20 protein-coding genes and 3 rRNA genes are annotated in these 23,523 nt (G+C 64.1%); 6 read left to right on the top strand and 17 right to left on the bottom strand.

Annotated features, from left to right (window positions below; translation table 11 throughout):
- Window positions 1-3 precede the first annotated feature (3 nt).
- Both AB431_RS22125 and nucS read right to left on the bottom strand, forming a co-directional pair.
- Window positions 4-309, bottom strand: coding sequence for a hypothetical protein (locus tag AB431_RS22125; protein ID WP_047331742.1), 306 nt, complete (start codon window positions 307-309; stop codon window positions 4-6).
- The gene (gene nucS / locus AB431_RS22130; RefSeq protein ID WP_047331743.1) at window positions 309-983 is read right to left on the bottom strand and encodes an endonuclease NucS; all 675 of its coding nucleotides are present in this window, start codon (window positions 981-983) and stop codon (window positions 309-311) included. Before nucS ends, AB431_RS22125 begins: the two co-directional genes overlap by 1 nt.
- A gap of 49 nt (window positions 984-1,032) precedes the next feature.
- Here nucS and AB431_RS22135 point away from each other — a divergent pair, with 49 nt between their 5' ends.
- From AB431_RS22135 to AB431_RS22155, 5 genes are all read left to right on the top strand, one after another.
- On the top strand, window positions 1,033-2,637 hold the full coding sequence (locus AB431_RS22135; RefSeq protein ID WP_047331744.1) for an adenylate/guanylate cyclase domain-containing protein: 1,605 nt from the start codon (window positions 1,033-1,035) through the stop codon (window positions 2,635-2,637).
- Entirely contained in the window at window positions 2,634-3,359 is a 726-nt protein-coding gene (locus AB431_RS22140) for a hemolysin III family protein (protein WP_047331745.1), read from the top strand. Before AB431_RS22135 ends, AB431_RS22140 begins: the two co-directional genes overlap by 4 nt.
- Before the next feature lie 27 nt (window positions 3,360-3,386).
- The gene (locus AB431_RS22145; RefSeq protein ID WP_047331746.1) at window positions 3,387-4,061 is read left to right on the top strand and encodes an HD domain-containing protein; all 675 of its coding nucleotides are present in this window, start codon (window positions 3,387-3,389) and stop codon (window positions 4,059-4,061) included.
- A gap of 63 nt (window positions 4,062-4,124) precedes the next feature.
- The gene (locus AB431_RS22150; RefSeq protein WP_047331747.1) at window positions 4,125-5,615 is read left to right on the top strand and encodes a DNA-3-methyladenine glycosylase 2 family protein; all 1,491 of its coding nucleotides are present in this window, start codon (window positions 4,125-4,127) and stop codon (window positions 5,613-5,615) included.
- A gap of 8 nt (window positions 5,616-5,623) precedes the next feature.
- Window positions 5,624-6,121, top strand: a complete 498-nt coding sequence (locus AB431_RS22155) for a methylated-DNA--[protein]-cysteine S-methyltransferase (protein WP_047331748.1) — start codon at window positions 5,624-5,626, stop codon at window positions 6,119-6,121.
- 65 nt (window positions 6,122-6,186) lie between these two features.
- Here AB431_RS22155 and rrf read toward each other — a convergent pair.
- The 4 genes from rrf to murA form a co-directional block, all read right to left on the bottom strand.
- Window positions 6,187-6,299, bottom strand: a 5S ribosomal RNA gene (gene rrf / locus AB431_RS22160).
- A 132-nt stretch (window positions 6,300-6,431) separates the two neighbouring features.
- A 23S ribosomal RNA gene (locus tag AB431_RS22165) occupies window positions 6,432-9,554 on the bottom strand.
- A 390-nt stretch (window positions 9,555-9,944) separates the two neighbouring features.
- Window positions 9,945-11,466, bottom strand: a 16S ribosomal RNA gene (locus AB431_RS22170).
- Together the 16S, 23S and 5S rRNA genes form the textbook arrangement of a ribosomal RNA operon.
- A gap of 294 nt (window positions 11,467-11,760) precedes the next feature.
- A complete protein-coding gene (murA, locus tag AB431_RS22175) occupies window positions 11,761-13,011 on the bottom strand; it encodes a UDP-N-acetylglucosamine 1-carboxyvinyltransferase (RefSeq protein WP_047331749.1) in 1,251 nt (416 codons plus the stop codon).
- A gap of 62 nt (window positions 13,012-13,073) precedes the next feature.
- Between murA and AB431_RS22180 the strand changes: the two genes are divergently transcribed.
- Window positions 13,074-13,667 (top strand): cob(I)yrinic acid a,c-diamide adenosyltransferase, encoded by a 594-nt coding sequence (locus AB431_RS22180; RefSeq protein ID WP_047331750.1) that lies wholly within the window; start codon window positions 13,074-13,076, stop codon window positions 13,665-13,667.
- A gap of 1 nt (window position 13,668) precedes the next feature.
- On the opposite strand, the gene AB431_RS22185 is transcribed toward AB431_RS22180, so the two are convergent.
- From AB431_RS22185 to AB431_RS22235, 11 genes are all read right to left on the bottom strand, one after another.
- Window positions 13,669-14,112, bottom strand: a complete 444-nt coding sequence (locus tag AB431_RS22185; RefSeq protein ID WP_047331751.1) for a DUF2550 domain-containing protein — start codon at window positions 14,110-14,112, stop codon at window positions 13,669-13,671.
- A 14-nt stretch (window positions 14,113-14,126) separates the two neighbouring features.
- Window positions 14,127-14,492, bottom strand: coding sequence for a F0F1 ATP synthase subunit epsilon (locus AB431_RS22190; protein ID WP_047331752.1), 366 nt, complete (start codon window positions 14,490-14,492; stop codon window positions 14,127-14,129).
- A 32-nt stretch (window positions 14,493-14,524) separates the two neighbouring features.
- A complete protein-coding gene (atpD, locus tag AB431_RS22195) occupies window positions 14,525-15,955 on the bottom strand; it encodes a F0F1 ATP synthase subunit beta (RefSeq protein WP_047331753.1) in 1,431 nt (476 codons plus the stop codon).
- A 42-nt stretch (window positions 15,956-15,997) separates the two neighbouring features.
- Entirely contained in the window at window positions 15,998-16,918 is a 921-nt protein-coding gene (locus AB431_RS22200) for a F0F1 ATP synthase subunit gamma (protein WP_047331754.1), read from the bottom strand.
- A gap of 18 nt (window positions 16,919-16,936) precedes the next feature.
- Window positions 16,937-18,586 carry a F0F1 ATP synthase subunit alpha gene (gene atpA, locus AB431_RS22205; protein ID WP_047331755.1) on the bottom strand — a complete coding sequence of 550 codons (1,650 nt, stop codon included), beginning with the start codon at window positions 18,584-18,586 and terminating at the stop codon, window positions 16,937-16,939.
- Window positions 18,587-18,658: 72 nt separating this feature from the next.
- Window positions 18,659-19,990 (bottom strand): F0F1 ATP synthase subunit B/delta, encoded by a 1,332-nt coding sequence (locus AB431_RS22210; protein ID WP_047331756.1) that lies wholly within the window; start codon window positions 19,988-19,990, stop codon window positions 18,659-18,661.
- A gap of 3 nt (window positions 19,991-19,993) precedes the next feature.
- Window positions 19,994-20,506: a F0F1 ATP synthase subunit B gene (locus AB431_RS22215; RefSeq protein ID WP_047331757.1), complete on the bottom strand. Its 513-nt coding sequence runs from the start codon at window positions 20,504-20,506 to the stop codon at window positions 19,994-19,996.
- A gap of 5 nt (window positions 20,507-20,511) precedes the next feature.
- Window positions 20,512-20,763 (bottom strand): F0F1 ATP synthase subunit C, encoded by a 252-nt coding sequence (locus AB431_RS22220; protein WP_036343982.1) that lies wholly within the window; start codon window positions 20,761-20,763, stop codon window positions 20,512-20,514.
- A 71-nt stretch (window positions 20,764-20,834) separates the two neighbouring features.
- Window positions 20,835-21,590: a F0F1 ATP synthase subunit A gene (gene atpB, locus AB431_RS22225; protein ID WP_047331758.1), complete on the bottom strand. Its 756-nt coding sequence runs from the start codon at window positions 21,588-21,590 to the stop codon at window positions 20,835-20,837.
- A 7-nt stretch (window positions 21,591-21,597) separates the two neighbouring features.
- The gene (locus tag AB431_RS22230) at window positions 21,598-22,080 is read right to left on the bottom strand and encodes an ATP synthase subunit I (RefSeq protein ID WP_047331759.1); all 483 of its coding nucleotides are present in this window, start codon (window positions 22,078-22,080) and stop codon (window positions 21,598-21,600) included.
- Between the two features lie 248 nt (window positions 22,081-22,328).
- The gene (locus AB431_RS22235; RefSeq protein ID WP_047331760.1) at window positions 22,329-23,522 is read right to left on the bottom strand and encodes a glycosyltransferase family 4 protein; all 1,194 of its coding nucleotides are present in this window, start codon (window positions 23,520-23,522) and stop codon (window positions 22,329-22,331) included.
- Between the last annotated feature and the right edge of the window lies 1 nt (window position 23,523).

Here is a 23,523-nt window from a genome sequence, read left to right on the forward strand (position 1 = left end):
CTCTCACGACCACTTCCGGGTCGGACCGCGGTTGGCGCGGTTGGCCCAGCACGCGGTATGCCAGTGCCGCCGGTCCTCGAGCGCGGCTTCACCGGCCGTCCCTTCCTCGGCCCGCCACACCGCAACATGCGGGATGCCCGAGCGGATTTCGTGATCGCAGCCCGGGCACCGGTAGGTCTTCACCGCCCGCGCCGCCGGTATCGGTCGCACCTCATAGTCGAACCCGTCGGCGCCCTGCTCCACGCGGCGCTGCGGGGGCAGCGGCGGGAACCCGGTGTCTTTGCGGCGACCTGGTCGGCGTCGCGGCATCAGAAGAGCCGGAACTCGTCGCTGTCCATCCCGCGCATGACGTCGTAATCCAAAGTGAGACAACGAATCCCGCGATCGGTGGCCAGTGTGCGGGCTTGCGGCTTGATCTGCTGGGCGGCGAACACCCCACTGACCGGCGCCAGCAGGCTGTCGCGGTTGAGCAATTCGAGGTAGCGCGTCAGCTGCTCCACGCCGTCGATCTCCCCGCGCCGCTTGATCTCCACCGCCACCGTGCGGCCCTCGCTGTCGCGGCACAGGATGTCGACCGGGCCGATGGCGGTCATGAACTCCCGGCGGACCAGGGTGTAGCCGTCGCCCAGCAGCTCGATGTGCTCGGCCAGCAGCTTCTGCAGGTGGGCTTCGACGCCGTCCTTCACCAGCCCCGGATCAATACCGAGCTCGTGACTGGAGTCGTGCTCGATGCTCTCGAGCGTGATCCGCAGCTGCTCACCGGCCTTGTTCTCGACTACCCACACTGGCAAAGAATCATCCTTCGCCTCCTCGGTCAGCCAACAGGGCGGGCTCATCCAGTTCAGCGGCTTGTAGGCGCGGTCGTCGGCGTGGATGCTGACCGAGCCGTCGGCCTTGATCAGCAGCAGCCGGCGAGCCGAGGGCAGATGAGCGGTGAGGCGGCCGAGGTAGTCGACGGTGCATTGGGCGATCACGAGGCGCACCGCACAAGCTTAGGGTCTGCGGCCCGCGGCGAATTAGGCTGACACCACCATGACTTCCCACCCGAGCCTCGCGCAGCGACTGGGCAGGGTTCTGGAACGGGTGACCCGACAGAGCGGCCGGCTGGCCGGCGCACCGGCCTACGGCTCGCTGATTCTGGGGCGGGTCAGCGAAAGCCCGGCCCGCCGCCGGGTCCGGATCCAGACGTTGGTCACCGTGTCACTGCTGACAGTGAATGTCATCGGCATCCTGGTGGCGGCGCTGCTGGTCAGCGTGGCCTATCCGGTGCCCAGCGTGTTCGACGACGTGCCCCCGTGGCTCACCTACGGCGTGGCGCCCGCCTACGCCGCCGCTGCTCTCGCGTTCGGCAGCTGGTGGATCACCACCCGCACCGTCAACGACCTCCGGTGGGCCGCCGAGGGGCGGCCACCGACACTGGTCGATCAGCGCAACGCCTTCTTCACCCCGTGGCGCGTCGCGATGGCCCAGTTGGCGCTGTGGACGGTGGGCACGGTGGCCTTCACGATCCTCTACGGGCTCTTCGACACCGAGTTCATCCCGCGGATCTTGCTCGTCACGGGCTTCTCCGGGGTGCTGGTCTCCACCAGCGCCTACCTGGCCACCGAGTTCGCGCTGCGTCCCGTCGCCGCGCTGGCCCTGGCGGCGGGACCGCCGCCGCACCGGTTGGCGCCCGGGATCATGGGCCGGACGATGACGGTGTGGATGCTGGGCTCCGGCGTTCCGGTGATCGGCATCGGGCTGAGCGCCCTGATCTCACTGGTTTTGGACAATCTGACGAAGACGCAGCTGGAGGTCGCGATCCTGATCACCTCATCGGTCACGCTGGTGTTCGGCTTCATGCTGATGTGGATTCTGGCGTGGATCACCGCGACGCCGGTGCGGGCGGTGCGCGCGGCGCTCAAGCGCGTCGAGGACGGCGATCTCAAGGCCAGCGTGGTCGTGTTCGACGGCACCGAACTCGGCGAGCTGCAACGGGGTTTCAACTCGATGGTGGCCGGACTCCGGGAGCGGGAACGGGTGCGCGATCTGTTCGGCCGCCACGTCGGCCGCGAGGTCGCCGCGGCGGCCGAGCTGCAGCGCCCCCAGCTCGGGGGCGAAGAGCGCCATGTGGCAGTGCTTTTCGTCGATATCGTCGGATCAACGAAACTGGTCGGCACCCTGCCCCCGATCGAGGTGGTCGAGCGGCTGAACCGGTTCTTCGCCGTGATCGTCGACGAGGTGAACACGCACAACGGGCTGCTCAACAAGTTCGAAGGCGATGCGACGTTGGCGATCTTCGGCGCCCCCGTCACTCTCGACAACCCCGAAGACGACGCGCTGGCCGCGGCCCGCGCGATCAAGCAGCGCCTCGAGCACGAGGTGCCTGAGTGCCCGGCGGGCCTGGGGGTGGCGGCCGGTCAGGTGGTGGCCGGCAACGTCGGCGCCCACGAGCGATTCGAGTACACGGTGATCGGTGGACCAGTCAATGAAGCGGCACGCCTGTCGGAGCTGGCGAAATTCACCGAGGGCCGGTTGCTGGTCACCGCGTCGACGGTCGAGTCCGCTGGCGAACAGGAGCGCAAGCACTGGGTCCTCGGCGACGAGGTGATGTTGCGCGGCTACGAAGAGCCGACCCGGCTGGCCGTGCCGGCGTGATATTCGACGAAGCCACGCCGCCACTGCTGCCATCGGCGACGACCGGAAACGAGGCCATCGTCGAGATCCTCGGGACACCGAGGGTCCGCGGCTGGATTCACTTGACCTCGGCCGTTGTCGCCATCATCGCCAGCGCGGCGCTGGTGCGAGCTGCCTTCGCCGCGGCGTCGCCGAACGCAGCATGGGCGACAACGCTTTACACCACCACCATCGTCGCCATGTTCGGCGTGAGCGCGACCTACCACCTCGTACGGTGGCGCTCACCACGAGCGCTGAAATGGATGAAGCGCGCCGATCACTCGATGATCTTCCTGTTCATCGTCGGCACCTACTTCCCTGTCGCGGTCCTGGCGATGCCACCACAGACCGCTACCCGGGCGCTGACGATCGTGTGTGTCGGCGCCGCGGCAGGCATCACGCTCAAGATGCTGTGGCCCTCGGCGCCGAGATGGATTGGCGTGCCGCTGTATTTGATGCTCGGCTACGCCGCGCTCGGCTATGCCCGGGTGCTGCTCGACGGCGCCGGACTGACGGTCGTCGGCCTCCTCATCGCAGGCGGGGTGCTGTACAACATCGGCGCTGTGCTCTTTTGGCTGCGCTGGCCCAACCCGTGGCCCGCGTCGTTCGGTTATCACGAGTTCTTTCACGCGTTCACCGCCGCTGCAGCGACATGCCATTACGTCGCGATCTGGATCATCGTGGCCGGCCTCGCGCTGTCCTGACCGGCCTCGCTGGGGCACTGTGGGGGTATGACCGTCAACGACGTAGCCGCCTGGGACATCCCGGAGTCCGATATCTGCTCAGCCGCATTGCAATTGGTGACCGAGGTCTCCCCTGCGTTTCTGACCAACCACTGCATCCGCAGCTATCTGTTCGGCCGCGAGCTCGCCGCCGCCGACGGCTTGCGCGCCGGGGTGGATTACGACGACGAACTGGTGTTCCTCAGCTGTGTCCTTCATGACCTCGGCATCACCGCCTATGGCGGTGGCGACCAACGTTTCGAAGTCGACGGGGCCGATGCGGCAGCGCGCTTCCTGGGCGAACGCGGAGTCGAGGACGACGCGGTGCGCACCGTATGGCAATCGATCGCCCTACACACCAGCGTGGGCCTGGCGCATCGGTTCGGACCCGTCCACGCGGTATCGCATCTCGGGATTGCCCTGGACATCAACGGATTCGACAAGCAGAAGTTGTCACCGGGATTCGCCGAGCGGGTACACACCGCCTGGCCGCGCCACGACCTGGGTTACGCAATCGCCGACGCGATCGCGCGCGACACCCGAACCAACCCGATGAAGGCGCCTCCCCTGTCGTTCCCCGAGCATGTGCACCACCTGATCAGCGGGGCGCCGGCACCCACCTTCTTCGACCTGATCGGTGCATCGGGCTGGGGCGATCGACCGCTGCAGAAGGCCGGTCGCTAGCCGCTCGACCACGATGTCGGTTTTCCGCTAGTACTGTCGGTGCCGACGTGTAAAAGTTCAGATGTGCATGACGATTTCGACCGCTGCTACCGCGCCGTCCAGTCCAAGGACTCGCGGTTCGACGGCTGGTTCGTCACAGCGGTCAAGACCACCGGCATCTACTGCCGGCCCAGTTGCCCGGTGCGGTTGCCGCTGGCCCGCAACGTGAGTTTCTACCCCAGCTCGGCGGCCGCCCAGCGAGCGGGCTTCCGGGCCTGCAAGCGCTGCCGGCCCGATGCCTCGCCGGGATCGCCGGAGTGGAACGTCCGCGGCGACGCGGTCGCCCGGGCGATGCGGCTGATCGGTGACGGCGCGGTGGACCGCGAAGGCGTCACCGGCCTGGCCGGGCGGGTGGGCTACACCGCCCGCCAGCTCGAGCGGATGCTCCAGGCCGAAGTGGGCGCAGGACCGCTGGCCCTGGCCCGGGCCCAGCGGGTGCAGACGGCCCGGGTGCTCATCGAGACCACCGATATGGCATTCAGCGACATCGCGTTCGCGGCGGGCTTCGCCAGCATCCGACAGTTCAATGACACCATTCGAGCAGCCTGTGACACCACGCCGACAGCACTGCGGGACAAGGCTTCTCGCCGGTCCTGGGCCGACGCGGCACCAGGCGGCCAGGCTCTGTCGCTGCGACTACCGGTTCGTACGCCGTTCGCCTACGAGGGTGTGTTCGGCCACCTCGCCGCGACCGCCGTGCCGGGTTGTGAAGAGGTGCGCGACGGCGCCTACCGCCGGACGCTGCGCCTGCCATCGGGCTACGGGGTGGTGAGCCTGACACCGCAACCCGATCACGTGCGCTGCACGCTGGTCCTCGAGCAGGTGAAGGACCTGGCGACGGCCATCGCCCGGTGCCGGCGGTTGCTGGACCTCGACGCCGATCCCGAGGCCGTGATCGACGTATTGGGCGCCGACGCGGACTTGCGGGCAGTGGTCGCCAAGGCGCCCGGGCAGCGGATTCCGCGGACGGTCGACGAAGAGGAACTGACGGTACGGGCCGTACTCGGCCAGCAGGTGTCGACCAAGGCGGCGCGGACCCACGCGGGCCGGCTGGTGGCCGCCTACGGCACGCCGGTGAGCGACCCGCATGGCGGGCTGACGCACACCTTCCCGAGCACCGCACAGCTGTCCGATATCGACCCGGCGCATCTGGCGATGCCGGCAGCCCGCCGACGGACGCTGACCGGGCTGATCGCGGCCCTGGGCAGCGGCGAGCTGACAGTGAATCCCGGGTGCGACTGGCAAAAGACACGTCAGCAGCTGCTGGCGCTGCCCGGGATCGGCCCGTGGACGGCTGAAATCGTCGCGATGCGAGGGCTGGGTGATCCCGACGCCTTCCCGGCCAGCGACCTCGGTGTGCGGCTTGCGGCCGAACAGCTGGGTCTGGCCGGCGACGTGCGGGCGCTGACCGCACACAGTGCACGCTGGCGACCATGGCGGTCATACGCCGTGCAGCATCTATGGACAACTCTGAACCACTCTGTGAATCACTGGCCACCGAAGGAGACGACGTGAGGACGACGATGCGATACCGAATCATCGACAGCCCGGTGGGACCGCTGACCCTGGCCGGCACGGGATCGACGCTGCGGCATCTGCGGATGGTGGACCAGACCCACGAGCCGGATCGTTCCGACTGGGCGCAGTCCGATGACGAGATCTTCGCCGATGCGGTCGAGCAGCTCGCGGCGTACTTCGCCGGCGAGCTGACCGAATTCGAGCTCGACCTGGACCTCGCCGGAACGGAATTCCAGCGGAAAGTCTGGGCAGCGCTGCGCACCATCCCTTATGGCGAGACACGGTCGTACGGCGAAATTGCGATGCAAATCGGGTCACCGGGCGCATCGCGAGCGGTGGGATTGGCCAACGGACGTAATCCGATTGGCATTATCGTGCCGTGCCATCGAGTCATCGGTTCAACCGGCGGATTGACCGGATATGGCGGCGGAATTGATCGAAAGCGCAAACTCCTGGCATTGGAGAAAAGCCGCATGGCGGCCGATTTATCGCTATTCGATTGATATCCCGAATATACAAAATGCCTGTGCCCCCTAATCGAAATTAGGGGGCACAGGACTTAAATTGTGTTCGGCGGTGTCCTACTTTTCCACCCGTTGGGGTAGTATCATCGGCGCTGGTAGGCTTAGCTTCCGGGTTCGGGATGGGACCGGGCGTTTCCCTGCCGCTATGGCCGCCGTAACTTTATTCACTCGTTTTTGAGTGTGAATTTGTGTTTTGGTGGTGGGGTGCAGTCGTTTGACTGTTGTGGGTGTGGTTGCGGGCGTTGGTGTGTTCTTACTTTTTCCGTGTCAACTGGTGTGTTGTTTTGGTTGTTGTAAGTTTTCGGCCGGTTAGTGCCAGTTCCCTGAACACCTTGCGGTGCGTGTAGGTCTGGTCTATCGATCCCGTGGTCTGCGGGGGGCCTTATCCCTCTAAAAGGGTGAGAAACCTGGTCTTGGAGAAGGTTTCCCGCTTAGATGCTTTCAGCGGTTATCCTGTCCGAACGTGGCTATCCAGCGGTGCCCCTGGTGGGACAACTGGTGTACCAGAGGTTCGTCCGTCCCGGTCCTCTCGTACTAGGGACAGGTTTCCTCAAGTTTCTGACGCGCGCGGCGGATAGAGACCGAACTGTCTCACGACGTTCTAAACCCAGCTCGCGTGCCGCTTTAATGGGCGAACAGCCCAACCCTTGGGACCTGCTCCAGCCCCAGGATGCGACGAGCCGACATCGAGGTGCCAAACCATCCCGTCGATATGGACTCTTGGGGAAGATCAGCCTGTTATCCCCGGGGTACCTTTTATCCGTTGAGCGACACCCCTTCCACTCGGGGGTGCCGGATCACTAGTCCCGACTTTCGTCCCTGCTTGACATGTCCGTCTCGCAGTCAAGCTCCCTTGTGCACTTGCACTCAACACCTGATTGCCGTCCAGGTTGAGGGAACCTTTGGGCGCCTCCGTTACATTTTAGGAGGCAACCGCCCCAGTTAAACTACCCACCAGGCACTGTCCCTGGACCGGATATACGGTCCGAGGTTAGAAGTCCAATACGATCAGAGTGGTATTTCAACAATGACTCCACACTAACTGGCGTCAGTGTTTCACAGTCTCCCACCTATCCTACACAAACCGTATCGAACGCCAATACCAAGCTATAGTGAAGGTCCCGGGGTCTTTTCGTCCTGCCGCGCGTAACGAGCATCTTTACTCGTAGTGCAATTTCGCCGAGTCTATGGTTGAGACAGTTGAGAAGTCGTTACGCCATTCGTGCAGGTCGGAACTTACCCGACAAGGAATTTCGCTACCTTAGGATGGTTATAGTTACCACCGCCGTTTACTGGGGCTTAAATTCTCCGCTTCACCCCGAGGGGTTAACGGGTCCTCTTAACCTTCCAGCACCGGGCAGGCGTCAGTCCGTATACATCGTCTTGCGACTTCGCACGGACCTGTGTTTTTAGTAAACAGTCGCTTCTCACTGGTTTGTGCCACCCCCCACCGCTGCCGGCAGCAAGTGCCATGACAGTAGGAGGTCCCCCTTCTCCCGAAGTTACGGGGGTATTTTGCCGAGTTCCTTAACCATAGTTCACTCGTACGCCTTGGTATTCTCTACCTGACCACCTGTGTTGGTTTGGGGTACGGGCCGTGTATACGCTCGCTAGAGGCTTTTCTTGGCAGCAAAGGATCACCGAATTCGCCTCACTCGGCTATGCATCACCTCTCAGGATATGTGAAACGCGGATTTGCCTACGTTTCTCCCTACAGGTTTACCCCAGTATTACCACTGACTGGTACGGCTACCTACCTGCGTCACCCCATCGCTTGACTACTACCACCGAAGGTCCCGCGCAGCCCCAGAAACCGTCACCCCGAAGGGATCAGTGATTCTGGTTTTGGGCGGTTAGTACCGGTGATTCATCAGGGACGCTTATACACGGGTACGGGAATATCAACCCGTTGTCCATCGACTACGCCTGTCGGCCTCGCCTTAGGTCCCGACTCACCCTGGGCGGACTGGCCTGGCCCAGGAACCCTTGGTCTTTCGGCGGGCAAGGTTCTCACTTGCCTTATCGCTACTCATGCCTGCATTCTCACTCCCACACCCTCCACAGCTCCATTACCAGGCTGCTTCACCGGTGTGCAGGACGCTCCCCTACCCATCCAACGAGACGTTGAATGCCGCGGCTTCGGCGGTGTGCTTGAGCCCCGCTACATTATCGGCGCACAATCACTTGACCAGTGAGCTATTACGCACTCTTTCAAGGGTGGCTGCTTCTAAGCCAACCTCCTGGTTGTCTCTGCGACTGCACATCCTTTTCCACTTAGCACACGCTTAGGGGCCTTAGCCGGCGATCTGGGCTGTTTCCCTCTCGACGCACGGAGCTTATCCCCCGCCGTCTCACTGCCACGCTTTCACTTACCGGCATTCGGAGTTTGGCTGACGTCAGTAACCTAGTAGGGCCCATCGGCCATCCAGTAGCTCTACCTCCGGTAAGAAACACGTAACGCTGCACCTAAATGCATTTCGGGGAGAACCAGCTATCACGGAGTTTGATTGGCCTTTCACCCCTACCCACAACTCATCCCCTCAGTCTTCAACCTAAGTGGGTTCGGGCCTCCACGCGGTCTTACCCGCGCTTCACCCTGGCCATGGGTAGATCACTCCGCTTCGGGTCCAGAACACACCACTACACCACACACTATTGTGTGGATACGCCCTATTCAGACTCGCTTTCGCTACGGCTACCCCACCCGGGTTAACCTCGCGACATGTCCCTGACTCGCAGGCTCATTCTTCAAAAGGCACGCCATCACCCCACGACAAGTCGAAGGCTCTGACGGATTGTAAGCGCACGGTTTCAGGTACTCTTTCACTCCCCTCCCGGGGTACTTTTCACCATTCCCTCACGGTACTAATCCGCTATCGGTCACTGAGAAGTATTCAGGCTTACCGGGTGGTCCCGGCAGATTCACAGCAGATTCCACGGGCCCGCTGCTACTCGGGAACAGTTCCACAGGAGCCGCGATGTTTTCAGTTACGGGGCTCTCACCCACTACGGCAGACCATCCCAGGTCACTTCACCTAACACCACGGTTTATCACTCCCGCCCCGGCCGGCAGACCGAAGACGAAACGTCCCACAACACCGCACACACAACCCCTGCCGGGTATCACATGCATACGGTTTAGCCATCCTCCGCTTTCGCTCGCCACTACTCACGGAATCACAATTGTTTTCTCTTCCTACGGGTACTGAGATGTTTCACTTCCCCGCGTTCCCCCCCATACCCTATGTATTCAGGTATGGGTGACACGACATCACTCGTGCCGGGTTTCCCCATTCGGACATCCTCGGATCAACGCTCGGTTGACAGCTCCCCGAGGCATAACGCAGCCTCCCACGTCCTTCATCGGCTCCCAGTGCCAAGGCATCCACCATGCGCTCTTAAACACTTACAACACAAAAAACCAATTCGAAAAAAGAAATTGCACATCAACACACACACACACCCGCCAACCCCCGAAGAGGCCGACGCACATGTGCGTGCTAGATGCTCGCAACCACTATCCACAAATCAAACACCACACCCCACCACCAAAGATGGAGCAACAACACCCCTCCCACCCCACACAGGGGCCAGGGAACCACGGGCCTGTTGTCTCAAAGCCCAACAGTGTGTTTGGCAGCACCAGACAACCCCCCCAAAGGAAGGTCCCCGTCCTGGATGTTTGCTTGTCGTGCACCAGACCCCCACCCACTACAGGTGAAAAGGGCCATCCAACGAATCGCCTGACAATCAGCTCATCCCACACGATGTGGGGCCGGCCAGGTCTCGTGGTGCTCCTTAGAAAGGAGGTGATCCAGCCGCACCTTCCGGTACGGCTACCTTGTTACGACTTCGTCCCAATCGCCGATCCCACCTTCGACGGCTCCCTCCCACAAGGGGTTAGGCCACCGGCTTCGGGTGTTACCGACTTTCATGACGTGACGGGCGGTGTGTACAAGGCCCGGGAACGTATTCACCGCAGCGTTGCTGATCTGCGATTACTAGCGACTCCGACTTCACGGGGTCGAGTTGCAGACCCCGATCCGAACTGAGACCGGCTTTGAAAGGATTCGCTCCACCTCACGGCATCGCAGCCCTTTGTACCGGCCATTGTAGCATGTGTGAAGCCCTGGACATAAGGGGCATGATGACTTGACGTCATCCCCACCTTCCTCCGAGTTGACCCCGGCAGTCTCTCACGAGTCCCCACCATAACGTGCTGGCAACATGAGACAAGGGTTGCGCTCGTTGCGGGACTTAACCCAACATCTCACGACACGAGCTGACGACAGCCATGCACCACCTGCACACAGGCCACAAGGGAACCGACATCTCTGCCGGCGTCCTGTGCATGTCAAACCCAGGTAAGGTTCTTCGCGTTGCATCGAATTAATCCACATGCTCCGCCGCTTGTGCGGGCCCCCGTCAATTCCTTTGAGTTTTAGCCTTGCGGCCGTACTCCCCAGGCGGGGTACTTAATGCGTTAGCTACGGCACGGATCCCAAGGAAGGAAACCCACACCTAGTACCCACCGTTTACGGCGTGGACTACCAGGGTATCTAATCCTGTTCGCTCCCCACGCTTTCGCTCCTCAGCGTCAGTTACTGCCCAGAGACCCGCCTTCGCCACCGGTGTTCCTCCTGATATCTGCGCATTCCACCGCTACACCAGGAATTCCAGTCTCCCCTGCAGTACTCCAGTCTGCCCGTATCGCCCGCACGCCCACAGTTAAGCTGTGAGTTTTCACGAACAACGCGACAAACCACCTACGAGCTCTTTACGCCCAGTAATTCCGGACAACGCTCGCACCCTACGTATTACCGCGGCTGCTGGCACGTAGTTGGCCGGTGCTTCTTCTATAGGTACCGTCACTTACGCTTCGTCCCTACTGAAAGAGGTTTACAACCCGAAGGCCGTCATCCCTCACGCGGCGTCGCTGCATCAGGCTTGCGCCCATTGTGCAATATTCCCCACTGCTGCCTCCCGTAGGAGTCTGGGCCGTATCTCAGTCCCAGTGTGGCCGGACACCCTCTCAGGCCGGCTACCCGTCGTCGCCTTGGTAGGCCATTACCCCACCAACAAGCTGATAGGCCGCGGGCCCATCCCACACCGCAAAAGCTTTCCACCACACACCATGAAGCATGCGGTCCTATTCGGTATTAGACCCAGTTTCCCAGGCTTATCCCAAAGTGCAGGGCAGATCACCCACGTGTTACTCACCCGTTCGCCACTCGAGTCACTCCGAAGAGCACTTTCCGTTCGACTTGCATGTGTTAAGCACGCCGCCAGCGTTCGTCCTGAGCCAGGATCAAACTCTCCAAACAAAAACCCCTCGCAAAACGAGGCAGAATTCGAATCAGAAAAATCTGACCAGACAAAAAGACACCAAACAAACTGGCATCAAAAAACGACCACACCCCAACACGGGGGTACCAGAGCATGGCCAAAAAACAACAACAAACAAAAACCACCAAACACACTATTGAGTTCTCAAACAACACGTCCGCGCTGACGACCGCCAGCAGGCAACCCTGCCATCTTACTCGATGTTGTTGGCGTAGTCAACTTGCCACTGCCTTCCCAATTACGGGACCGGCGCGGCGGGCCGACTGCCTACCTTACACGCGTTCTATCTCAGCTCCAAGTCGCGCCAGATTCTCCACGAACAACGGGTAGCCCCGGTCGATGTGGAACACGTCGTGAACTTCGGTTTCGCCGTCCGCCACCAGCCCCGCGAGCACCAAACCGGCGCCGGCGCGGATGTCCGAGCACCACACCGGCGCACTCGACAGCTGCGGGATTCCGCGCACCACCGCGTGGTGGCCATCGGTTCGGGCGTCGGCACCGAGCCGGATCATCTCCTCGACGAACCGGAACCTCGCCTCGAAGACGTTCTCGGTGATCATCGACGTTCCATCGGCGATCGATGCCAGCGCGATCGCCATCGGCTGCAGGTCCGTCGGAAAGCCCGGGAACGGCAGCGTCGCCATGTTGGCGGCCTTCGGGCGCTCGTACTGCACCACCCGGAAGCCGTTGTCGTGCTGGGTTACGGTCGCGCCGGCGTCGTGCAGCTTGTGCAGCACGAGCTGCAGGTGCGCCGGGTCGACGCCGGTCACCGCGATGTCACCGCGAGTCATCGCGGCAGCGATCCCCCACGTCGCGGCAACAATCCGGTCCCCGATCACCCGGTGTTCGGTCGGATACAGCCGCGGGACTCCGGTGATCGTCAGCGTCGACGTTCCGGCGCCTTCGATCTCGGCGCCCATCTGACAGAGCATCTCGCAGAGGTCGACGACGTCCGGTTCGCGCGCCGCGTTGTGAATCGTTGTGACGCCGTCGGCCACCACCGCCGCCATCAGAATGTTCTCGGTCGCTCCCACCGACGGGAACTCGAGCTGGATTTCCGCACCATGCAGCCGCTCGGCGGTAGCCACCACACAGCCGTGCTCGATCGTGCAGTCGGCACCGAGCTGGCGCAGTCCCGCCTGATGCATGTCGAGCGGACGCGATCCGATCGCGTCACCACCCGGCAGCGCGACCCGGGCCCGCTTGAGGCGCCCCACCAGCGGGCCGAGCACGCATACCGACGCGCGGAACTGACGCACCGCAGCGAAGTCGGCTTCGAACTTCGGCTCGTCGGGTGAGGTGATACGCACGATCGAACCGTCGAGTTCCACGTTGGCGCCGAGGCCGCGAAGGACCTCCGCCATCAGTGGCACATCGAGAATATCGGGGCAATTCGTGATCGTCGTGGTGCCTTCGGCCAGCAGACTCGCGGCCATCAGCTTGAGGACGCTGTTCTTGGCACCCCCGACGGCGACTTCACCAGCCAACCGGTTGCCGCCGGTCACCAAGAAACGCTCGCCCACGGGAAAGAGTTTAGTGGAGGCAAGGCCCTACACCGTGCCACCCGGCCGGTACGGTTTTACCCATGGCAGTGCACTTGACCCGCATTTATACCCGGACCGGCGACGACGGGACGTCGGGACTGAGTGATTTCTCACGGGTGGAGAAGAACGACCCGCGGCTGGTCGCGTACGCCGACTGTGACGAGGCCAACGCCGCGCTGGGAGTGGCCGTTGCGCTGGGCCAACCCGGCGACGAGCTGCGCAAAGTGCTGGTGCAGATCCAGAACGACCTGTTCGACGCCGGCGCGGACCTGTCCACCCCGGTAGTCGAAAACCCGGAGTACCCGCCGCTGCGGATCACCGCGCCGTACGTGGAGCGGCTCGAGGCGTGGTGCGACCACTACAACGAAAACCTGCCGGCCCTGACCTCGTTCATCCTGCCCGGTGGCACCGCGCTGTCCGCGCTGCTGCATGTCGCGCGAACCGTGACCCGGCGGGCTGAGCGGTCCGCATGGGTCGCGGTGAAGGCCTACCCCGACACCATCAGCCCCCTACCGGCGCGCTACCTCAACCGGCTTTCCGACCTGTTGTTCATCCTGTCGCGGGTGGCCAATCCCGAGGGCGACGTGCTGTGGCAGCCCGGCGGCGCGAAAGCCGAAGGGCCCACGCAGAAATAGCTCAGGCTGTCCGGCGCCGCGCCCGCGGCGACGGACTGGACTCGACCCACGACAGGAACGCCGTCAGCGCCCCGCGATCCAGTGCCATCTCATATCCGCGCCAGCGGTCGACGGTGGTGTCGTGCAGTTCGAGCACGACAATCGCGTCGGACATGATGTCGAATTCATCGCCACGCGGGCCCCGTCGTGAAATGACTTCCAGCCCACGCCGACTCAGCCGGCGATCCGGCCACCAGCGCAGGCTGGACAACCGATAGAACCGAGCCTCATCCCCGCGATACCGGATGACCCCGTGCCGCCAGCCGTGGCCGCCGACCGCCGGAATGTCGCGCAGGATCGCGGCGGTCCCACCCTGCCGAAGCTTCCACAGCCGGTATGTCAGCGCGATGACCACAAGTATCAGCACGCTGACCAGCGCGACCATGAAGATCATCGGCGCGCTCATCGGCTGGCTCTCGGCTAGTCGATCTGGCCTAGGGCGCGCAGGCGCGCCCGTCCCCGGGCAGCGGTCTGCGGATCGTCGGACTCCGCGTCGGATTTCGCGGCGTCGGCGTTGATCTCCGACTCGAATTCCGCGGACTCGGCGAGGATCGTCACGCCCTCCTCGGTGACCGACAGAAAGCCGCCATCGACGGCAATGCGTAGATCGTCCTCGCCCTCCCGCTCGACGCGAACCATCGCGTCGTCGACCAGCTGCGCGACGAGGGGGATGTGCCGAGGCAGGATGCCGATCTCGCCGGACGTGGTGCGAGTGAAGACGAATGTCGCCTTGCCCGACCAGATCTTGCGTTCGACGGCGACGATGTCGACGTCCAATTCGGCCATCTCACATCACCTTTCGTTCTTGAAGCTTGAGATCACAGCTTGGCGCCGAGGCTTTCGGCCTTCTTCGACAGGTCGTCAAGACCGCCGATCAGGAAGAACGCCTGCTCGGGCAGGTGATCGAACTCGCCCTTGGACAGCTTGTCGAAGGCCTCGATGGTCTCCTTGAGCGGCACGGTCGAGCCGGGCTGACCGGTGAACTGCTCGGCCGCCATCATGTTCTGGCTCAGGAAACGCTCGATCTTGCGGGCGCGGTACACCAGGACCTTGTCCTCTTCGGAGAGCTCGTCGATACCGAGGATCGCGATGATGTCCTGAAGGTCCTTGTAACGCTGCAGGATTCGGATGACTTCCTGCGCGACCCGGTAGTGCTCGTCACCGACCACGCTCGGGTGCAGGATCGTCGAGGACGACGCCAGCGGATCCACCGCGGGGAAGATGCCCTTCGAGAACACCGCACGGGAGAGCTCGGTGGTGGCGTCCAGGTGCGCGAACGTGGTGGCCGGCGCCGGGTCGGTGTAGTCGTCGGCGGGCACGTACACGGCCTGCATCGAGGTGATCGAACGACCACGGGTCGAGGTGATCCGCTCCTGCAGCTCACCCATCTCGTCGGCCAGCGTCGGCTGGTAACCCACGGCCGACGGCATGCGACCCAGCAGGGTCGACACCTCGGAGCCGGCCTGGGTGAACCGGAAGATGTTGTCGATGAACAGCAGAACGTCCTGGCCCTGCTCGTCGCGGAAGTACTCCGCCATGGTCAGCGCCGACAGCGCCACCCGCATACGGGTGCCGGGCGGCTCGTCCATCTGACCGAACACCAGCGCGGTGTCCTTGAGCACGTTGGCGTCGGCGAGCTCGACCCAGAGGTCGTTGCCCTCACGCGTGCGCTCGCCGACACCGGCGAACACCGAGGTACCACCGAAGTTGCGGGCGATGCGGTTGATCATCTCCTGGATGAGCACCGTCTTGCCCACGCCCGCGCCACCGAACAGGGCGATCTTGCCGCCGCGCACATACGGGGTCAGCAGGTCGACGACCTTGAGGCCGGTCTCCAGCATCTCGGTGCGGGGCTCGAGATCGGCGAAGGCCGGCGGCTTGCGGTGGATCGACCAGTGCTCGAAGTCCTTGCCGTAGCCGGGATCGTCGAGGCAGTCACCGAGGGCGTTGAACACGTGGCCCTTGACGCCGTCGCCCACCGGCACGGAGATCGAGGCGCCGGTGTCGGACACCTCGACGCCGCGGACCAGGCCGTCGGTGGGCTGCATGGAGATGCAGCGCACCAGGTTGTCGCCCAGGTGCTGGGCAACTTCCAGGGTCAGGGTCTTGGCCAGCGCACCGAAGGTGATCTCGGCATGCAGCGCGTTGAAGAGGTCGGGCACCGAGCCGCGCGGGAACTCAACGTCCACCACGGGGCCGGTGATGCGGACGACGCGTCCGGCGGTCTTGGTCTCTACGGCAGCAGTCATTCTCTCTTCGCTTCCTAAATAGGGCCTATGTAGTTGATCGGGCTAGCGCGCGTCGGCCAGCGCGTTGGCGCCGCCGACGATTTCGCTGATTTCCTGAGTGATCTGCGCCTGACGCTCGCGGTTGGCCGCCAGCGTGAGTGCCTTGATCAGATCGTCGGCGTTGTCGGTCGCCGACTTCATGGCGCGCCGGCGCGACGCCGACTCCGATGCCGCCGCCTCGAGCAGCGCCGCATACACCCGGGTCGCGATGTAGCGCGGCAGCAGTGAGTCGAACAGCTCCTCGGCGTTGGGCTCGAACGAGAACAGCGTCTGCGGGCCGGATTCCTCACCGACGTACTCGACCACCATCGGGGCGATTCGCAGCGCGGTAGCGGTCTGCGACAGCATCGACCTGAACTCCGTCGACACGATGTGCAGCTCGTCGACGCCCAGGATGCCGTCGGCACCGGCGTCGTCACCCTCGTCGTCGACACCGGACATGAACGCCGCCACCAGGGTCTCGGCGATCTCCTTGGCGTTCTCGTATTCGGGACGCTCGGAGAACCCGGTCCACGATTCGACCACCTTGCGCTGACGGAAGCTGTAGTAGCCCAGCGCTTTCCGGCCGACGACGTAGAGCACCGGATCCTTGCCCTCTTCGCGCAGCAGCGAGAAGAGCTCCTCGGCCCGGCGCAACACGTTGGCGTTGTAGCCACCGCACAGGCCACGGTCCGACGAGACCACCAGCACCCCGGCCCGCCGGGGGTTCTCCCGCGCGACGAGCAGCGGGTGATCCAGCGCGCTGGCTCCCGCCAGCTCGGTGAGCATGTCGGTGATCTGACTCGAGTAGGGCCGAGCCGCATCAACACGGGCCTGTGCCTTTGCGATCCGCGACGTGGCGATCAGCTCCTGCGCCTTCGTGATCTTCTTGATCGACGAGGCGGAGCGGATACGTCCGCGTAGCTCGCGAAGTGTGGCTGCCATTTTCCTATAGCTCTTCTACTAGTTCTTTTTTGGCGCCGGCTTACGGACCTTGACGGATTCCTTCTCCAGGTCATCGGGGTCCAGGGCCTCGGCTTCATGCTCGTCGGCGACCACCGAGCTGCCGTCGGTGGCGGCGAAGCCCTTCTTGAACTCGTTGATGACCGAGACCAGCTTCTCCTCGGCCTCCTCGGAGAGCTTCTTGGATTCCTTGATGCCGGTGAGGATCTCGGAGTGGCTGGCCTTGACGTGCTCCAGGAACTCCGACTCGAAGCGCGAAACATCTTCGGCCGGAACCGAATCCAGGTGGCCCTGGGTGCCGAGGAAGATCGCGACGACCTGGTCCTCGACCGGCATCGGGCTGTACTGGGCCTGCTTGAGCAGCTCGACCAGGCGCACACCGCGGTCCAGCTGAGCCTTGGACGCGGCGTCCAGATCGGAGGCGAAGGCCGCGAACGCCTCCAACTCGCGGTACTGCGAAAGATCCAGACGCAGCGAGCCGGCAACTTCTTTCATCGCCTTGATCTGCGCGGCGCCACCGACGCGGGACACCGAGACACCGACGTTCACGGCCGGGCGCACACCCTGGTTGAACAGATCGGACTCCAGGAAGCACTGGCCGTCGGTGATCGAGATGACGTTGGTCGGGATGAACGCCGAGATGTCGTTGGCCTTGGTCTCGATGATCGGCAGACCGGTCATCGAACCGCCGCCGAGCTCGTCGGACAGCTTCGCGCAACGCTCCAGCAACCGCGAGTGTAGGTAGAAGACGTCACCGGGGAACGCCTCGCGGCCCGGCGGGCGGCGCAGCAGGAGTGAGATGGCGCGGTAGGCATCGGCTTGCTTGGACAGATCGTCGAACACGATGAGCACGTGCTTGCCGTTGTACATCCAGTGCTGGCCGATGGCCGAACCCGTGTACGGCGCAAGCCATTTGAAGCCTGCAGCGTCGGAAGCCGGGGCCGCGACGATGGTGGTGTACTCCATCGCGCCGCCCTCTTCGAGGGCCCGCTTTACCGAAGCGATCGTGGTGCCCTTCTGGCCGATCGCGACGTAGACACAACGCACCTGCTGGTTGGGATCGCCGGTCTCCCAGGCTCCCCGCTGGTTGAGGATGGTGTCGACGCAGACGGCGGTCTTGCCGGTCTTGCGGTCACCGATGATCAGCTGGCGCTGGCCGCGGCCGATCGGGGTCATCGCGTCGATGGCCTTGATACCGGTCTGCAGCGGCTCGCCGACGCCCTGTCGCTGCACCACTGAGGGCGCCTGCAGTTCGAGCTCGCGACGCCCCTCGGCCTCGATGTCGCCCTGGCCGTCGATCGGCTGGCCCAACGGGTTGATGACCCGGCCCAGGAAGGCGTCACCGACGGGTACCGAGAGCACCTCGCCGGTCCGCTTGACCTGCTGACCCTCGGCGATCTTCTCGAACTCACCCAGGATGACCGCGCCGACGCTGTGCTCGTCGAGGTTCAGCGCCACACCGAGGACGCCGCCGGGGAACTCCAGCAGCTCCTGGGTCATCACCGAGGGCAGACCCTCGACGTGGGCGATGCCGTCGCCGGCGTCGATGACGGTGCCGATCTCCTCGCGCTCGGAGTCCGCCTCGAAACTCGATACGTACTCCTGGATGGCGCCCTGGATGTCGTCAGCCGAGATTGTCAACTCTGCCATGGCTTTTCGTCTTCCTGCCTTTGTTTGGGTCTTGGGTGGTTCTGCGGCTTCGCGGCTGACTTGTCAGCCGAATCAATCGGGCAATTTGGTCTCAGCTGAAGCCAGACGTGAGGACAATGTCCCGTCGATCACCTCGTCGCCGACAGCGACCGAAAGGCCGCCCAGCAGTTCAGGATCGACATTCAGCTGTACCGAAACAGGGTGGTTGTAGATGCGGGTCAGGACGTCGGTCAACCGGGTGCGCTGCTCCGAGCTGAGCTCGGCGGCCGCACTCACCTGTGCGACGACCTCACCGCGGCGCGCGACCGCGAGCCGGGCCAATGCCAGGACGGCTTCATCGGCACGGCTGCCGCGAAGCAGGCTGACGGTCTGCGTCAGAAGCGCGGTAGCTGTCTCATTGGCGCCGGTGCCGTCATCGAGCACCTTGCGCAACAGCTCGATCCGGCCTTCCGCCGGTGCGCTGTAATCGCCGAGCAGCGAGGCCAATCGCGGCTGCTGGTCGAGGATGCGGGTGAAGCGGAAAAGCTGCTCCTCCACCTCATCGGCCTGGTTGTCGCGCTCGGCGCGGACCAACAGGGCGAGCCGCGCGACGTGCTCGACGGCGTCGACCAGATCTTCGGTCAGCGACCAGCGCACCGAAACCGCGGTCTCCAGCAACGCCAGGGCGTTGTCCCCGACCTTGCCGTCCAGCAGCTGATGAACGAGCCGCTTCTTGGCGTCGACCTCAGCGGTGGCCTCGGCCAGATGGCGGGCCAGGATCGGTTCGCGGATCAGCAGCCCGGTCACACCCGCGAGGTCGTCGGCCAGGGTGGACAACGCGTCGGTGGACTCCCCCGACGACACCTCGTCGAACTTCTCCACGACTGCGGACTGCGCCGCCCGGCTGGCCGAGCGCAGCTCCGAACCCTCTTCCGGGGTGAAGGCAGCCGGAGCCATCGAATCCAGCTCGTCGAGGAACCGGTCGACGGTCGCCGACTGAGCCTGCGAGTCGGCGACGTGAGCACGCACCAACTCGCCCGCGCGGCGTACCGACTCACTGCCGAGGTCTTGGCGCAGCTGGCGGATCAGCTGAGCGCGCAGCAGCTGAACCTGTTGTGCGCCCTGGACTTTGATCCGCTCCACCTCGACATCGGCCTGCGCACGCAGCTGCTCGGCGATGCCCTCGGCATCGGTCCGCGCCTCTTCGACGATCCGCTTGGCCTCGGCCTTGGCTTCTTCGACGCGCTTGGCGTGATGCTTGTCGGCGTCGGCCACCCGCTGGGTCGCCTTGGCGCTGTCATCGAGCTGCGTGCGGACGGCCTCCTTCTGGTTGGCCATCATTTTCTTCAGCGGCGGCACCACGTACCGCCAGATGATCGCGATGATGACCGCGAAGCCGATGAGCTGTCCGATGAAGGTTGACATGTCCTACCGTCCCGGCGCCGTAGTCGCCGACTCGCTGGAGACCTCGACACCAAGAACGCGGCTGGCCAGCGTGGCCGACAGAGTGCCCACCGACGACCGCAGGTCGTCGGAAATGGCGTCGCTCTGCTGCTTGAGCTGATCGGCTGCCTGCTGCAGGATGGCCGCGGCCTCCTCGCTGGCGCGGCCCCGGTGCTCCTCGAGGATCTTGCGACCCTCGGCCCGGGCCTCGTCGCGGATGCCCGACGCCTCGGTGCGGGCCTCGGCCATCACCTTCTGGAAGTCGGAATCGGCGGCGGCGTCCAGCTCGGTGGCCTTGCGGTTGTCCTCGGTGGTCTTGGCGACCATCTTCTCGCGCTCACCGAGCACCTTCTGGACCGGCGGCACGACGAACTTGCCGATCACGCCCAGCACGATCAGGAAGATCGCGAGTACGAAGAAGAAGGTGCCGTTGGGGACGAGGAAGTTCGAGGTTCCGCCTTCCTCGGCCGCCAACAGGGTGACGCTGTGCTCCCCCATGCTGACTAGGAAGCGCCAGGCGTGGCGAACACGAACAGGGCCATGAACGCCAGGTTGATGAAGTACGCCGCCTCCACCAGACCAACGGTGATGAAGAACGGGGTGAACAGCCGGCCCTGGGCCTCAGGCTGCCGGGCGATGCCGGAAATCAGGGCATTACCGGCGATGCCGTCACCGATACCGGCGCCGATGGCGCCGCCGCCCAGGATGAGCCCGCCGCCGATCAGGGCGCCCATGACGATTTGTGGGTCTGCCATTCCTTATCCTCCTTGGTTGCTGGTAGGAGCCCTACCAGGTGAGTGGGTGGTTCGGGGGTCGAACACGTCTATTAGTGGTGGTCTTCTTCCAGTTCCATCGACTGGCTGAAGTACAGGATTGTCAGTAGCGCGAAGATGAACGCCTGGATCAGCCCGACGAACAAGTCGAACGTCTTCCAGATCGCATTGGGCGCCCACATGATGTACGGCGGGAACAGCGCGATCAGCGCGACCATGATGCCGCCGGCGAAGATGTTGCCGAAAAGTCGGAGCGACAACGAGATCGGCTTGGCCAGTTCCTCGACGAGGTTGATCGGCGCGAGGAACGCGACGTGGCCCTTCAACAGCTTGACCGGGTGGCCGAGCAGACCGCGGCGCCAGATCCCGGCGGCGTGGTAGCAGAAGAACACGAACAGCGCGAGCGCCAGCACGAAGTTGATGTCCGCGGCCGGCGGCTTGAGCAGCTCGTGCGTACCGCCGTCGGCGGTGCCGTACTGCACCGGTAGCACCGAGATCCAGTTGGCGATCAGGATGAAGATGAACAGCGCCACCGCCAGCGGGAGCACGAACGGGGCGATCTTCATGCCGATCGCGGACTCGATCTGGCCGCGCATCTGAGTCGTCAGCGTCTCCCACAGCAACTGCACGCCGCTGGGCACACCGGTCGAGGTGACCTTGGCCCGCAGCACGAAGGCCAGCGCGATCACGATCACGGCGGCGATCGCCGTGGCCAGGATGGTGTCGACGTTGACCGTCAGACCCAGCCACTTGGCGGTGTCGTGGTGGCCGACCTCGATGGCGGCCTCGGCGAGGATTCGTTCACTCATCGCGTGGTCAATCCTTCGGTGCTTCGTTTACGGAGTCTGTGGCCCCGGCAGCTGTCGGGATGTCGGCCGCGTCGTCTTCACCACCGGTGCGGATCTTCTTCCACACCGGCAACGCGGTGGTCAAAACCAAGAGAACCTGGAACAACGCCAGGCCGAAAAGGACACCCAGACCCAGCGGACGGAAGATGATCGCGATCGCCAGGCCGATCGTCGTGATCACCAGCAGCCGCGTCGCGGAATTCAGCGCCATCTTGCGCTTGAGCGGGTGGTCGCCGGCGGTGATGGACTCCACCGACCGTTGGACCAGAACGGCGTTGACAAGGCCGAGGGCCAGACCGACACCGAAGAACACCCCGAACAGGACGTGCCCCGCCACCGCGGAAAGGACGACTGCAAGGGCGGTCAGGCCGGCACAGATAACAAGGAGCCGAACGGGCCGGAAGGCAACGGACGGAAACACCAACGGCGCATCTTGCGCTGGTGTCGTCACAGGTTCACCTCAATCTTGCTATCTGGGGAGCCGGTCGTGTGATCCGTCGTGCTGGTCCGCCGAGCGTATCGGAGGGCAACAGGCGCGCTGGAATCACCCAAGGGGCAGCTCCCTTTGTCGGTCGTAAATCGGCGCCGATCGGGCGTTACTCCGATGGGCCGGGCCGGCAACCCCGCGAGGTCAACTTCAAGTCTCGTCTGGGTTCTGCCAGCACCGTACCACATGGTAGATGGCAGAAAACACGTCTACTACTCGCTGTCGTAAAGTCCCTCGTAATCGTCGTCCCGGCGCCGCAACAGCGGGACCAGAGTGACCACGATGGCGACCACGATCGCGGCCAGCATGACCCCTCCGGTGTAGCGCGGGTCGAAGAAGATGGTGGCCGCCGCGCCGAACGCGATGATGCCCACCCACAGGTAGATCAGCAGCACCGCGCGGCGATGGGAGTGGCCGATCTGTAGCAGCCGGTGATGCAGGTGCATCTTGTCCGGGCTCAGCGGGCTGCGGCCGGCACGGGTGCGCCGCACGATGGCCAGCAACGTGTCCAGGGCCGGCACCAGCATCACCGCGATGACCAACAGGAACGGCGAAAGCAGGGCGAAGACGTCTCGCGCGCCGTAAGCGCTCTGCGAGATCGGGCCGGCCGCAGTGGTGGAGGCGGCGGCCAGCATCAGCCCGATGAGCATCGAGCCGGAGTCACCCATGAAGATCTTCGCGCGATAGAAGTTGTGCGGCAGAAAGCCCAGGCACGCACCGGCCAGCACCACCGAGATCACCGCGGGCGGGTAGAAGAGCACGTCGCCGCCGTGGTCGCGCAGCAGGCCCACCGAGAAGATGCAGATGGCCAGCGCCGTGATCAGCCCCAGGCCGGCCGCCAGACCGTCGAGGCCGTCGACGAAGTTCATCGCGTTCACGATCGACACCGTCAGCGCCAGCGTCAGCAGGATCGAGGACACCTGGTCCAGCACGATGGTGCCGACCCCGCCGAGCGGGATGTAGAGCACGCTCCATGCCACGCCCATGGTGACCAGGACGCTGGCCGCGGTGATCTGGCCGGCGAACTTGGTCAGCGCGTCCAGCCCCCACCGGTCGTCGATCAGCCCGATACCCATGATCAGCCCACCGGCGACCACGACCGCGGGCATGCCGGAGGAGTAGATGAAGCCGCGGGCCAGGGCGGGGAGCTGAGAGGCCAGGAAGACCGCGACGACGACGCCGACGTACATCGCCAGGCCGCCCATGCGAGGGGTGGGCTTGAGGTGGACGTCGCGCTCGCGGGGATAGGCCACCGCACCGACCCGGGTGGCAAACACCCGCACCCAGCCGGTCGCGAAATAGGTGATGATCGCGGCGGTCAGCCCGACAAGGGCCAACTCGCGCAACGGAACCCCCGCGCCACGGTCAGCCAGCGTCAGCGCTACGAATTCCGTTGTGCTGGCCATC

The organism is Mycobacterium sp. EPa45, from assembly GCF_001021385.1.
Taxonomy (GTDB): domain Bacteria; phylum Actinomycetota; class Actinomycetes; order Mycobacteriales; family Mycobacteriaceae; genus Mycobacterium.